This window comes from Arthrobacter sp. SW1 (assembly GCF_001766675.1).
GTDB lineage: Bacteria > Actinomycetota > Actinomycetes > Actinomycetales > Micrococcaceae > Arthrobacter.
This window is the reverse complement of the sequence record NZ_MJLT01000056.1, coordinates 1-13,573: the sequence shown is the minus strand read 5'-3', so window position 1 is coordinate 13,573 and position 13,573 is coordinate 1. Positions and strand designations below refer to the sequence as shown.

Annotated in this window: 12 protein-coding genes; 6 read left to right on the top strand and 6 right to left on the bottom strand. The window is 66.7% G+C overall.

The features are described from left to right. Positions 1–9: 9 nt before the first annotated feature. The 4 genes from BIU82_RS16050 to BIU82_RS16035 form a co-directional block, all read right to left on the bottom strand. Positions 10–1,071 (bottom strand): LacI family DNA-binding transcriptional regulator, encoded by a 1,062-nt coding sequence (locus BIU82_RS16050; RefSeq protein WP_070350468.1) that lies wholly within the window; start codon positions 1,069–1,071, stop codon positions 10–12. An 8-nt stretch (positions 1,072–1,079) separates the two neighbouring features. Then, positions 1,080–2,027 carry a carbohydrate ABC transporter permease gene (locus BIU82_RS16045; RefSeq protein WP_070350467.1) on the bottom strand — a complete coding sequence of 316 codons (948 nt, stop codon included), beginning with the start codon at positions 2,025–2,027 and terminating at the stop codon, positions 1,080–1,082. Then, complete coding sequence (locus BIU82_RS16040) at positions 2,027–2,914, bottom strand: sugar ABC transporter permease (RefSeq protein ID WP_070350466.1); 888 nt, start codon at positions 2,912–2,914, stop codon at positions 2,027–2,029. The genes BIU82_RS16045 and BIU82_RS16040 overlap by 1 nt, the downstream gene beginning before the upstream one ends. Before the next feature lie 107 nt (positions 2,915–3,021). Continuing rightward, a complete protein-coding gene (locus tag BIU82_RS16035; RefSeq protein ID WP_070350465.1) occupies positions 3,022–4,302 on the bottom strand; it encodes a sugar ABC transporter substrate-binding protein in 1,281 nt (426 codons plus the stop codon). A 530-nt stretch (positions 4,303–4,832) separates the two neighbouring features. On the opposite strand from BIU82_RS16035, the gene BIU82_RS16030 reads away from it, so the two are divergent. From BIU82_RS16030 to BIU82_RS16020, 3 genes are all read left to right on the top strand, one after another. Continuing rightward, positions 4,833–5,045 (top strand): twin-arginine translocation signal domain-containing protein, encoded by a 213-nt coding sequence (locus BIU82_RS16030; RefSeq protein WP_070350464.1) that lies wholly within the window; start codon positions 4,833–4,835, stop codon positions 5,043–5,045. Positions 5,046–5,207: 162 nt separating this feature from the next. Then, on the top strand, positions 5,208–6,413 hold the full coding sequence (locus BIU82_RS16025) for a NosD domain-containing protein (RefSeq protein WP_070350463.1): 1,206 nt from the start codon (positions 5,208–5,210) through the stop codon (positions 6,411–6,413). A gap of 134 nt (positions 6,414–6,547) precedes the next feature. After that, a complete protein-coding gene (locus BIU82_RS16020) occupies positions 6,548–9,139 on the top strand; it encodes a GH32 C-terminal domain-containing protein (protein ID WP_070350462.1) in 2,592 nt (863 codons plus the stop codon). Positions 9,140–9,221: 82 nt separating this feature from the next. Here the strand turns inward: BIU82_RS16020 and BIU82_RS16015 are convergent, their stop codons facing one another. Then, positions 9,222–9,674, bottom strand: coding sequence for a rhodanese-like domain-containing protein (locus BIU82_RS16015; RefSeq protein ID WP_070350461.1), 453 nt, complete (start codon positions 9,672–9,674; stop codon positions 9,222–9,224). A 103-nt stretch (positions 9,675–9,777) separates the two neighbouring features. On the opposite strand from BIU82_RS16015, the gene BIU82_RS16010 reads away from it, so the two are divergent. The 3 genes from BIU82_RS16010 to BIU82_RS16000 are packed head-to-tail and all read left to right on the top strand — an operon-like array spanning position 9,778 to position 12,825. Next, entirely contained in the window at positions 9,778–10,149 is a 372-nt protein-coding gene (locus tag BIU82_RS16010) for a metal-sensitive transcriptional regulator (protein WP_070350460.1), read from the top strand. Between the two features lie 49 nt (positions 10,150–10,198). Beyond that, complete coding sequence (locus BIU82_RS16005; protein ID WP_070350459.1) at positions 10,199–10,441, top strand: heavy-metal-associated domain-containing protein; 243 nt, start codon at positions 10,199–10,201, stop codon at positions 10,439–10,441. Between the two features lie 8 nt (positions 10,442–10,449). After that, entirely contained in the window at positions 10,450–12,825 is a 2,376-nt protein-coding gene (locus BIU82_RS16000) for a heavy metal translocating P-type ATPase (protein ID WP_070350458.1), read from the top strand. A gap of 21 nt (positions 12,826–12,846) precedes the next feature. On the opposite strand, the gene BIU82_RS15995 is transcribed toward BIU82_RS16000, so the two are convergent. Then, positions 12,847–13,236: a hypothetical protein gene (locus tag BIU82_RS15995; protein WP_070350457.1), complete on the bottom strand. Its 390-nt coding sequence runs from the start codon at positions 13,234–13,236 to the stop codon at positions 12,847–12,849. Positions 13,237–13,573: the final 337 nt, after the last annotated feature.

The following is a 13,573-nucleotide window of genomic DNA, read 5'->3' as shown; positions in this document are numbered from 1 at the left end:
CGTTCCTTTTCAGGAGTGGATGGCTGCCTGCAGGCGCGGAGCCGCGATGGACTCGCGGCGCACCAGGGGGCAGCCCAGGATGGTCGGGTGGAGTGCCATGAGGGAAAGGTCGGTCTTCCCCTCGACGGCGTCAATCAGGTGCTCGGTGGCCCAGGCACCCATGTCGTAGTGGGCCAGGGCCACGGTGGTGAGGCCCGGCTGGAGGTTGGCGGCGATCAGTTCCTGGTCATCGAAGCCCACCACCGAAAGATCGTCCGGAATCCGCAGTCCCAGTTCCGCGGCGGCGCGGTAGGCTCCCATCGCCATGCGGTCGTTGTAGCAGAACAACGCGGTGGGCCGGTCCGGGCCGGACAGGATCCGGCGGGCCGCGGCATAGCCGCCATGCACCTCGGAAACCTCGGCCTCCACAGGTGCCGCGCCGCCGTCGAGCCCTGCTTCGTTGAGCACGGCCCGGAAGGCCGCCAGCCGCAGCCGGGTGGCCGGGACGTCGTCGGTGTTGTTGAGGAAGCCCACCTTGGTATGGCCTGCTTCGAGGAGGGCGCCGACGGCGGCACGCGCCCCGCCCTCCTCGTCCGGGATCACCGCGGTGATGTTCCCTCCGGTCGCCACCGAGTCCACCAGTACGGACGGGACGCTGGCGAGGTTGGCCGGCAGTTCCACGGTGCGGTGGTACATGGTGGCGTACAGGATGCCGTCCACCCGGCGTTCCAGGAGGGCCTCGACGTCGGCCTGCCGGGATTCGAGGCTGGCCGAACCGGAGGTGTTGATGATCATCAGGCTGTAGCCGCGGGCTTTCGCGGCCTCATCGGCACCGAGGATGATCCGGCCCGCGTGAGGCGTGGTGGCGATGTCCTCGCTCACCAGCCCCAGCATGCCGGTCCTGCGCGTCCGGAGGGCCTGGGCCAGGCGGTTGGGGCCGTAGCCCAGTTGCTCCGCCGCGGCCCGCACCTTGTCCCGCGTTTCGGGGCTGATCCGGGCGTAGGCCACCTCGTTCAGGACGTGCGAGACGGTGGTCACGGAGACGCCGGCGGCCGCGGCCACATCCTTGATGCCGATGTTCTTGTAGCTCATGCGCCGGCTCAGCCCTTCACGGCGCCGAGCGTCATGCCGGCCACGATCTTGCGCTGCAGCAGGAGCGTGAGCAGGATGACCGGGATCGAGTAGACCGCGGCGAGCGCCGTCATGGATCCCCAGTCCAGGCCGAACTGGGTCTGGAAGTTCGCGATCACCACGGGGGTGGTCTGCGAGCGGATGGCGGTCATCAGGAGCGCGAACAGGAACTCGTTCCAGGAGGCCAGGAAGGCGAAGATGGCGGTCACCGCGATGCCGCCGGACACCACCGGGATCACCACCCGCCACAGCGCGCCGAGCCGGGAGCAGCCGTCCACCGTGGCGGCTTCCTCCAGGTCCCTGGGCACCGCTTCGAAGAAGCTGGACATGAGCCAGATGGAGAGCGGCAGGGAGATGGTGGTGTGCGCGATCGAGAGGGCGATCGGCGTATCCGCCAAGCCCACCGAGGACATCATGGTGGCCAGCGGAATGCCGATGGCCACCGGCGGCACCATGCGGGTCACCAGCGCGGCCATGATGAAAACGCGTCCGCTGGGCGTCTTGTACCGGGTGATGCCGTACGCCGCCGGGACCGCCAGCACCAAGGAGAGCACGGTGCTGATGACGGCGGTCTGGGCGCTGTTGATGAAGGAAGCCAGCACGCCGCTGCGGCCCAGGGCGTTGGCGTAGTTCTCCAGCGTCCATTCCTTGGGCAGGATGGTGGGCGGCACCGCGATGGTGTCGATCGGCGTCTTGAAGGACGTGAACAGCAGGTAGAGGAACGGGAAGCCGTAGAGGACCATCGCGGCGGCGAGCAGGATCCAGAGCAGCGTCCGGGTACTGCGCTTGCCGGCCTCCAGGCCTTCCCGGTTGACGCCCCGACGACGGCGGGCGGCTGGGGCGGGTGGAACAAAAGGTGCGGTGGTCACTGCGGCCGCCTTCCCGGCGTCGGGCCTGGTGCGTTCGGCGATGCTCATCAGTTGTCCTTTCCGGGCCGCCAGATGGTGGCCACCGCGAAGAACGCGACGCCGAGCATCGCCAGCAGGTAGATGGTGCCCATGGCGCTTGCCAGGCCGGGATCGCCGAAGCGGATCATGGTGCGGTAGATCAGCAGGCTCATGGTTTCGGAGGCGGACTGCGGCCCGCCGTTGGTCTGGATGAGGATGGTGTCGAAGGCCCGGGCCGCGTCGATGCCGCGCACCACCAGGGCCACGGCGATCACCGGCCGCAGGAGCGGCAGGATGATCCGGAACAGCAGCGTGGGGGCCGTGGCGCCGTCCAGCCGCGCCGCCTCGATCAGGTCACCGGGGATGTTCTGCAGGCCGGCAAAGAGCACCAGGCACATGAAGGAGGTGGTCAGCCAGATGTCCGGGATGGCCACCGAGAACAGCACGATGTCCGGGTCCGAGAGCCAGCCGATCTGGTTGGGGTTGGACAGGATGCCCAGCTGGTGCAGGACGGTCCCGATGAGGCCGAAGTTGTCGATCATCAGGAACTTCCACAGCAGGCCGGCCACGATCGGGGCGATCATGAGCGGGTACATGAACACGGTCCGCCAGATCTGGGAGCTGCGGCCCAGCGCGGTGAACAGCAAGGCCATGCCGAGGCCCAGGGCGAATTCGAGGGTGACCACCACGGCCGTGTAGGCCAGGGTCCGCCAGCCGGCGCCCATGAAGGCCTCGGACGCGAAGGCCCGGAGGTAGTTCTCGAAGCCGACGAAGTCGCGCGGGCCGCCGGCGATCGGCGAGATCTTGAAGAAGCTGTCCGCCACCAGGCGGAACAAGGGGTAGGCCACAAATATTGCCAGGAACAGCGCCGCTGGGGTCATCAGGAACAATGCGAAGCGGCGATCGGAGATACGCACGGTTTTCTCTTCCGCTGGTTGGAGCCACGGCCGGCACCTGTACCGGTGCCGTTCGGCGGCGGATGCCGCCAGGCGGGCCTGCCTTGGCAGGTGCCGGCCGCGGAGTCTTACTTGAGGAGGTCCTCGATCTGCTTCTTGGCGTCGGCGAGGAGGGCGGCGGTGTCACCGCCGGCCACGGCCTTCTGCAGCGTCGGCACCAGCACGGTGTCCACGATCTGCTGCCACTTGGCCGTTGCGGGGCGGGTGGCGGTGGCCTTGCCGTTGAGGGTTTCGATCAGCGGCTTGAAGCTCTCGTAGCCCGGCTTGTCCTGGTACTTCTCGAAGGCGGAGATGCGGGCGGCCAGGCCGAGGTTCGATTCGATGCCCATGCTGTTGTGGTCGTAGGCGCACTTGACGAACTTCTTGGCCGCCTCGGTGTTCTTGGTGGCCTTCGGTACGGACAGGTACCACGGGCCCGGAACGCCCGCGACGCCGGCGCTGCCGCCGATCATCGCCGCGGCGCCCACCTTGCCGGCCACCGGGGAGTCCTTGGGAATCTGGCGGTAGGCGTGCGCCCAGAAGCGGGTCATCGCCGTCTTGCCCTGGTTGAAGAGGTTCTGCGCGGCGGCCCAGTCGACCTGTGCGGCACCGGACGGCGCCGACTTGCCGAGGCTCACGTAGAAGTCCAGGGCTTCCTTGTGGGCGGCGTTGTCCACCACCACCTTGCCGTCGGCGTCCAGGACCATGGGCGAACCGGCCTGCAGCACGTGCGCCAGCCATTCGGTCTCGACGGCGCCCTTCACGTCCGTGCCGTACATGCCGTCCTTGGTGAAGAAGGCGGAGATGTCCTGGTACTGCTTCCAGGTGGTGGGTGCGGCCAGCTCGTAGCCGTACTTGGCCTTGAAATCGGCCTTGTTCTTGGCGTCCTCGAAGAGGTCCTTGCGGTAGAGGATGATCTCCGCGTTCGTCCAGGCCGGCATGCCGATGAAGTGGCCGTCCACGCTGGCTTCCTTGACCAGGGCCGGGAAGATGTCCTTCTTGGCCTCGTCGGTGAAGAGTTCATCGATGGGCTGGACGGCGTCCTTGAAGCTGGGAAGCCAGACCGAGTCCAGGGCGGCGACGTCGAAGGAGACGTTGCCGGAGGAGAACTCGCTGGAAAGGCGGTTGAACATGCCGTCGTAGGGCAGTTCGACGAAGTTCACGGTGACTCCCGCGTCCTTCTTGCACTGCTCGGCGACGCCGCTGAGTTCGGCGTGGCCGCCGGCTTCAACAAGGACGTTGACGGTGCTGCTGGCGGCGCTACCCGTGGACGACGGGCCCCCAGCGCCGCATCCGGTTGCCACAAGCGCGACGGCGGTGCAGATGCCGCCGATTGCGGCGAAGCTCTTGATGGTCTTACGAGTGGACATCGCTGTCGACTCACTTTCTCTCGAACGGAACTGGCGAGATTGATCGGGGTGAAGAATCGTTTTGCCAAAACGACTTGGCACAACCGTAGGGATGCCAAATCGATGTGTCAAGGGTCACCTCGAAAATGTTTGCGAGGCCGACGCAAAGGTTTTCGACCCTTGACGCAAAGGTTTGCGCGGCCGTAATGTCATCGCGCGGCGAAAAACCGTTTTGGCAGATTTTGGCGGAGCGGGTCCGGGCCAGCTTTGAGGCACGGATCCGTGATGCTTCGAGGCCCGGTTTCGTGGCGGGTTCCGTGGCTGGTTCGTGGCTGGTTCCGGCCGGGGTTCCGCGGCCCCGACCCTCACCCGAATCGATGGTTCCCCTCGGGCTCGATGATGCGCACCATCGATTTCGGCGGGAACCATCGATTCAGCGGCCACGGGATCCGGCAGCACCACCAAGGCCGGGCAACGTCCGAGGCGCTCCCCCGTCCGAACGGCACGCCGCACCACACCCATCCGAATACCAGGAGTTCAAAGGAGAACAGATGAAGCCCATCCCGGACGTCAGCCGCCGGAACGTGCTGCGGGCCCTCGTGGCCACGGCCGCAGCAGCGGGCACCGCCGTCGCGGTCACGGCATTCAGCAGCCCGGCGCACGCAGCCCCGCCGGAACAGCCGGCCGCCCTGGCAAGCGGCCAGGCGCCGTCGGGCACGGGACAGTCGGGCACAGGACACCGGCACCTGATCGGCGTCCTCTAGCCAGGCAGCGCCCGCACACCCAGCACCCAGAGCACCGAATTCGCCGGAACACTGCCGGGTCGCCGGAACGTTGCGGCGACCCGGCACGCTTCCGGCGACCCCGCGGCCTACCGCGACCCCAAGCCACAGCTTTCACCCCCAACGATGTGAGGAGAACACGCTTTGACCACTGTCTACGACGTCACCACCTGGTCCGTCCCGGGAAACCCCTCGGCCACGCCGTACAACGACATCGGGCTGATCATCAACAGCATCATTGCCGACATCAAGGCCCAGCAGAGCAACCAGGCGTCCAAGCCCGGCGCCGTGATCTACATTCCGCCGGGAGACTACTCCCTCAAGACCCGCGTGAACGTGGACGTCAGCTACCTGACGATCCGCGGCTCGGGCCACGGCTTCACCTCGTTGAGCATCCGCTACAACGCGGGCAACACCTCAGGCTGGCATGAGATCAACCCCGGCGGCAGCCGCGTCCGGGTGGAAAACACCGACGGCAACGGCGAAGCATTCCGGGTCTTCCGCACCGGCGATCCGCGGCTGAGCGGCGTGGTGTTCGAGAACTTCTGCCTGGACGGCGTCTCCTTCGGCAGCAACCAGAACTCCTACGTGAACGGCAAGACCGGCATCCTCTTCGACTCCGCCAACGACGCCTGCCGCGTGGAGGGCATGGGCATGGTGTACCTGGAGCACGGCGTGGTAGTCAGGGACGCCGACGCCCTCAGCGTCAGCGGAAACTTCCTGGCGGAGAACGGCACCTGCGTGAAACTGATCGGCTCCGGCCAGGCCAGCAAAGTGACGGACAACCTGATCGGCGCCGGATACGTGGGCTTCTCGATCTTCGCCGAGAACCACTGGGGGCTCCTGGTCTCGGGGAACAACGTCTTCCCCCGCGGCAAGAGCAGCGTCCATTTCAAGGGCTGCACCCGCTCATCCATCACGGCCAACCGCTTCCACGCGTTCTACCCCGGCATGGTGCATTTCGAGGGCGCCTGCACCGAGAACCTGGTGGGCGCCAACCACTTCCTCCGCCAGATGGAGCCCTTCGATCCGCTCAAGCCGTACAACAACGGCCTGGACGACCTCTTCGGGCTGGTGCATATCGAGGGCGGCAGCAACACGGTGACGGGCAACCACTTCAGCTACGACGTCCCCGCCGCCTCGGTGCGGCCCTCCGGCGCCACGCCCACGATCATCCTGGTGGCCTCCGGGAACAACAACTACATCGCGGCCAACAACACGGTGTCGGCCGTCGCCGTCAAGGCCGTGGTGCTCGATTCGGCAACCACCGGAACCAAGGTCCTGGACAGCGCTACCCAGGCCCAGTTCGAGCCGTACCAGAGCAGCTACTCCTTCCGCGCGACGCCTTAGGGGCCGCGCCGCAGGATCTGCCGGGCCGGCTGGCCCAACACCAACGACGACGGCGGACGCCGCCTTAAGGTGATGTCCGCCGTCGTCGTTCACTGCACTTCGCAAGGCAAGCACTCCTGAAAGGTCTGTCAACGATGACAAGACGCACCAAAGCATTGCTTTCGCTCGGGACGGTGGCGGCACTCACCGCCGCTTCCTTTGCCATCATCCCGAACGCTGCCCTCGCCACCGATCCCGCCCCGGCGACGCAGCAATACCGCCCTTACCTGCACTACACGCCGGAAAAGAACTGGATGAACGACCCCAACGGGCTGGTCTACCACAACGGCAAGTACCACATGTATTACCAGTACAACCCGAACGGCACCCGCTGGGGAGACATGAGCTGGGGCCATGCTTCCTCCACGGACCTCATCCACTGGCAGGAACAGCCGCTCGCCATTTCCCGCGGCTTCAACGGTTCCGGCCAGGTGATCGAGGAGATTTTCTCCGGCTCCGTGGTGGTGGACACCCAGAACAGCAGCGGATTCGGGACCCTGCAGAGCCCGCCACTGGTCGCCGTGTACACGAGCAACTACACAGGAGCGCACCCCACGCTCGCCGGCAAGCAGGCGCAATCGCTGGCTTACAGCCTGGACGATGGCCAGAGCTGGACCAAGTACGCCAACAATCCTGTCCTCAACAGGAACACCTCCGGCTTCCGGGACCCCAAGGTCTTCTGGTACGACAACCCTTCCGGGCCGGATTACTGGGTGATGGCCGCCGTCGAGGCCGATGAGCACCGCGTCCTCTTCTACAAGAGCAGCAACCTGAAGGACTGGATCTACCTGGATGACTTCGGGCCGGCGAATGCCTTCGGCGGGCAATGGGAATGCCCGGACCTGTTCCCCCTGGCCGTGGACGGCAATCCCAACAACATCAAGTGGGTCCTGGCCGTGAACATCAATCCGGGCGCGGTGGGCGGCGGCAGCGGCGGCCAGTACTTCGTGGGCGATTTCAACGGGACGACGTTTACCGCCGACAACATCGATCCGGCTGACCAGCTTCCGGCCGGGAACGTCCTCGCGGGCTTCAACGGCGGAAACTACAGCGGATGGAACGTCCGGAACGATCCGTCCAACAGCGCCGGCCCGTGGGGAAACGCTCCGGCCGCCGGGAGCCTGCCGGGGCAACAGCAGGTGATGGGCGCCGTCGGGGCCGGGTTGGTGAACAGCTTCCACGGCGGCGACAACCCGGTGGGCACCATGGAGTCGGCGCCCTTCACCGTGGACAAGGACTACCTCAACTTCCTGGTGGGCGGCGGCAGGCATCCGCAGGGGCCCGGACAGCAATCGGGCAACCAGCCGCCTCCCGGGTACCTCCTCTTCGACGGCTTCGACTACCCCGGAACGCTCAGCGACGCCGGCTGGCAGCTCAGCGGCGACTTCCAGGCGGCACGGAACCCGTCGGCGTCGGGCGGTGAATTCGCCATCGGGAAGCGGATCAACACCTTCGAAGGCGGCCCGTACCAGGACAACAACACCGGCACCATCACCTCCCCCGAGTTCTACCTGACCAACACGAACATCGGCTTCCTCCTGGGCGGCGGCGAGCGGTACGACGGGCAGCTCCAGGTGGAACTGCTGGTGGGCGGTGTGCCCGTCCGCACGGCCACAGGCCGGACTTCCGGAGACCTGAACTGGCAGAACTGGGACGTTTCCCCTTGGTACGGGCAAATCGCCCGGATCCGGATCGTGGACAACGCGACGGGCCCGTGGGGACACCTGACCCTGGACAACATGGTCCTCGGTTCCGAGCCGGCGAAAGTCCGCAGCAGCGAAACCACCGTAAACCTGGTGGTCAACGGCCAGACCGTCCGGACGGCCACGGGTGCCAACACCGAACACCTCGCCTGGACCGCCTGGGACGTCAGCGCCTACAAGGGCAGCCAGGCAAGCATCAGGATCGTGGACAACAACCGCGGCGGCTGGGGGCACATCCTGGCGGACGAGTTCGTGCTGTCCGATACCTCCCGCCTGGAGCCGCACGACTGGCTGGACTGGGGCCGCGACTACTACGCAACGGTGTCCTTCAACAATGCCCCGGGCGGGAAACGCATCATGCTGGGCTGGATGAACAACTGGGACTACGGCCAGGACACGCCCACCACCACCTGGCGCGGAACCATGGCGTTGCCGCGCGAAGTGGTCCTCACCCAGACGCCGGCCGGCCCGCGGCTGAGGCAGCAGGTGGTGTCCCAGGCGGACGCGCTGAAGAACACTGCGGCCGCGTACACGGCTCCCGCCCAGGACATCCAAGCGGGAACCACCACCCTTCCCGTCACCGGGGACACGTTGCAGATCGACGCCGAGTTCTCCCCTGGAACGGCGTCCTCCTTTGGTTTGAAGGTGCTCGGAAACGCCAGCGAATCAACCCGGATCGGCTACGCCACGGCCACGCAGCGGCTTTCCATCGACAGGAGCAACTCCGGCAACGAAACCTTCCACCCGGCCTTCAGTTCCGTGGAAGACGCCCGCGTGGAACTGGTCGACGGCCGCCTCCGGTTACGGCTGTACGTGGACCGGGCCTCCGTGGAGCTCTTCGCCCAGGACGGCCTGGCCACCATCACGGACCAGGTGTTCCCCGCGGCCGGCGCCAACAGCATCGCGCTCTTCTCGGAAGGAGGAACGGCCCGGCTCGAGAGCCTGACGGTGACGCCGCTGTACCCGGCCATGTGGGGCAGCTGAGGCTTCCGGGCAGCTGAGGCCCGACGGCGGTCCGCGCCTTTGGTGCGGACCGCTTGGGTGCGTTGCGTGCGGGCGCTGCCCTCTACTGGGGCTGGTGCGCAGTGACGAGGCTGTCGAACTCGCGGACGGTGACGCCGTCGGCGGTTTCGACGGGCAGTCCGTTCCGCGCCCAGTACTCAATCCCGCCGATCATCTCCTGCACCCGGTAGCCAAGCTCCGCGAAGGCGAGCGCGGCGAAGGTTCCGCCGTTGCAGCCCGGGCCCCAGCCGTAGACCACCACGTGGCTGCCCGCCGGAATCAGCCCGGGTGCCCGCTCCGGGATCTGCGCGGTGGGCAGATGCACCGCGCCCGGAATGTGCCCGTGGTCCCAGGATGCCCGGCGCCGGGTGTCCACCACCACCAGGCTGCCGGCCGGGGCTTCGGCCACCGCCATGACGTCGATCTCGAAGCGGAGTTTGGCCTTGAAGTAGGCCGCGGCGCTGCCGTCGTTCGCGAAGTTTTCCGGCGTCTCGCTGCCGTGTGCCGCTTCCTGCATGATGGTCCTTTCCGTGGGCTTGTTCGGCCGAGCGCCATCCTAGCCGGGTTTATACCCCCTGGGGGTACTTGTGTATTACCCCCAGGGGGTATACATTGTTCGCATGAGCACGGTAGATCCCACCACCACCCCGGCCGGCGTTGCCCCTGCTTCGGATCCGTCCGAAGATCAGCCGCACGCCCAGCACGGCTACGCCTCGAACAAGGATGCTTACCTGCGCAGGCTGAAGCGGATCGAAGGACAGGTCCGCGGCATTGCCCGCATGGTTGACGAGGACAAATACTGCATCGACATCCTCACGCAGGTTGCGGCTGTGAATAAGGCGTTGCACGCCGTCAGCCTTGGCCTGCTGGAGGAGCACATCACGCATTGCGTGGTGGGCGCCGCTTCGGAACCGGATCCCGAAGCCCGTGCGGAAGCCATCAACGCCAAGGTCAAGGAGGCCACGGATGCCATCGGGCGCCTGCTGCGGTAACACCGCCAACTCTCACCACACCATTCAACTCACCACCAAGGAGCACGTCATGGCACAGAACACCGCCACCATCCAAACCAACGTCAGCGTTTCCGGCATGACCTGCGGCCACTGTGTCTCTTCTGTGAGTGAAGAACTTGAAGCGCTCGACGGCGTGAAGTCCGTTTCGGTGGACCTGAACGCCGGCGGCATCTCAACCGTGACCATTACGTCCACCCAGGAGCTCTCCCCCGCGGAGATCGGCGAAGCCGTGGCCGAAGCCGGCTACCTGGTCGTGGCCAACGACGCGTAGGGGGAACTGTGGGGAACCAGGACTTATTTGAAAAGCAAGGTACCCGCGTCATCGAACTGGATATCGAGGGCATGACCTGCGCGTCATGCGTAGCCCGGGTTGAACGTAAACTCGGCAAGCTGGACGGCGTCGAAGCCTCCGTGAACCTGCCCCTCGAATCCGCCAGCGTCACGGTCCCGGCAGGCATCACGGACCAGCAGATCGTAGACACAGTCAACGCCACGGGCTACAAGGCCCGGCTCAAGGACCAAACCACGCAAAACGAGCACGACGGCGGCGGACACCACGAGCATCACGGCGACCACGGCGCAACGGAATATGACCACAGCGGCGGTGCCGTCGCGACAGGCGACCACACCGCCGTCGAGCACGGTGAGCACGCAGACCACATGCGTCACGGCCCCGCAGCGAAACAGCTCCGCCCGCGCCTGATCGTCGCCGCGGTCCTCACGGTCCCTGTGTTCACGATTTCGATGATCCCGGCGCTCCAGTTCGCGCACTGGGGCTGGGTGGCGGCGGTTCTGGCGTTGCCGGTGGTGAGCTGGGCGGCCTGGCCGTTCCACAGGGCCGCCGCGATCAACGCGAGGCACTTCGCCTCCACCATGGACACGCTGGTGTCGATCGGCGTGCTGGCGGCCTACCTGTACTCGGCGTGGCAGCTGTTCAGCAATCCGCTGATGACGGAGCACCCGGGCATGGAATCCATGGAAGGCATGGGCGGTGGCCTGTACTTCGAGGTGGCCGCGGTGGTCACCACGTTCCTGCTGCTCGGCCGCTACTTGGAGGCGAATGCGAAGGCCAAGGCCGGCGATGCCCTCAAGGCCCTGCTGAGCCTTGGCGCGAAGGACGCCACCATCCTGCGGGACGGTGTTGAGCACAAGATCCCGGCCGAGCAGCTCCGTGTGGGCGACATTTTCGTGGTCCGCCCGGGCGAAAAGATCGCCACGGACGGCGTTGTCACCGAGGGCGCGTCCGCCGTCGACGCTTCACTGCTGACCGGCGAATCCGTCCCGGTGGAGGTCGGCCCGGACAGCCAGGTCACGGGTGCCACCATCAACACCTCGGGCCGGCTGCTGGTGCGCGCCACCCGAGTGGGTTCGGAGACCACGCTGGCCCAGATGGGGCGGCTGGTCAGCCAGGCACAGACGGGCAAGGCGCCCATCGCCCGGCTCGCGGACCGCATCAGCGCGGTGTTCGTGCCGGTGGTGCTGGTGATCGCGGTGCTCACCTTCCTGGTGTGGTTCCTCGTCACCGGCGACCTCAACGCGTCCTTCACGGCCGCCGTCGCGGTCCTGGTGATCGCGTGCCCGTGCGCCCTGGGGCTCGCCACGCCGGTGGGCCTGCTGACGGGTACCGGCCGCGGTGCGCAGCTGGGCATCCTCATCAAGGGCCCGCAGGTCCTGGAAGACACCCGCACCGTGGACACCATCCTGCTGGACAAGACCGGCACGGTGACCAGCGGCAAGCTCGCCGTGGACGGCGCTGTCGCCCTGAACGGTCACCGCGAGGCTGACGTCCTCACCCTGGCGGGCGCGGTGGAGGCCGCGTCCGAGCACCCGATCGCGCACGCGATTGCCGCTGCCGCCAAGGACGCACTGCCCGACGGCGGCGGCCTCCCGGCAGTGACGGCGTTCAGTTCGGCGGCGGGCGGCGGAGTCCGCGGAACGGTGACGCTGGACGGCGCCGAACGCGCCGTCGTCGTCGGCCGTTCCGGCTGGCTGGAAGAGAACGGCATCCGGCCGGACGAGGCGCAGCGCAAGGCACTGGCAGAGGCGGAAGCCGGCGGCGCCACCGCGATCTGGGTGGCCGTGGACGGCACGACGGCCGGGATCGTCACCCTCCGGGACACGATCAAGGAGGGCTCCGCGGCGGCGATCGCGCGGCTCAAGGAGATGGGCATCCGGCCCATGCTGCTGACCGGCGACAACGCCGCGGTGGCCGCCCAGGTGGCGGACGCCGTCGGGATCGCCCCGGAGGATGTGTTCGCCGGGGTCCTGCCGGAAGGCAAGGTGGACGCGGTCCGGCAGTTGCAGGCCCGCGGGGCGACTGTAGCCATGGCCGGCGACGGCGTGAATGACGCGGCGGCGCTGGCGCAGGCGGACCTGGGCATCGCGATGGGTTCGGGCACGGATGTGGCGATCGAGGCCTCGGACCTGACGGTCATGGGCAGCGAGCTGGGGCAGCTGGTGCAGGCGATTGAACTGTCGAGGAAGACCCTGTCCACGATCAAGACGAACCTGTTCTGGGCGTTCTTCTATAACGCGATCGGCATTCCGGTGGCGGCCCTGGGCCTGCTGAATCCGATGATCGCGGGCGCGGCGATGGCTGCCAGCTCGGTACTGGTGGTGGCGAATTCGCTGAGGCTGCGCAGCTTCGGGAAGTAGGAGCGGAAGGGCACGGACATCCTAATGGTGGTGTCCGTGCCCTTCGGCGTTTCCTGGCTCCATGCCCGCGGACCCGGCAAGGTGCTGCCAGCCTGCGTCACTGAGGGCGTGGTAGCTGATGTGGAGTTCGCCGGCGGGTCCCTTGCTGGCCTCGGTATCCCGCAGCTCAAGGGCAGTAATCAGCTTCGCCGCCGCGGCGAGGAACGCTTCGACCTGCGGATTCAGCTGTTCGGGCCATCGTGTGGCGGCGACGGCGATGCGTGCGTTGCCGATCAGGGCGGCCCAGTTCCTGTCGATTTTCGGGGCCGGCCCGGTGAGGTTGGTGGCGATGCCGTGGAAGCCGACATTGTCGATGTACGCAAGGGCCGCGAGGACCCCTGCGGTTCCTTCAGTGTGCGGTTCGTGGCTCATGGTTTTTCTCCTCTGCGCCGTTCAAGGTCGCCCTGTCCGGTTCAAGGATGCTCCGCCGCGGAGGGCTGTTCAAGGCTCCCCGGCACCGACGGCTGCACCGCATGGGGACTCCTGTATGGGGAGGCGTCCCCATCGACACTCTTTCCCGGGCCGGGATAGTTTCTAGGTAATGGATCTTCCGGAACGAACCGGAGACCGCCGGGATGCCGAACAGTTCGGGTCCGTGAATGATCAAGGAGAAACACCATGGCTATTTGGGGCGCAGATGTACAGCAGCTCAAGACCCTCGGCAGCAAGCTGCAGGCCGGTTCCAACGAAATCGAGCAGCAGCGCAACA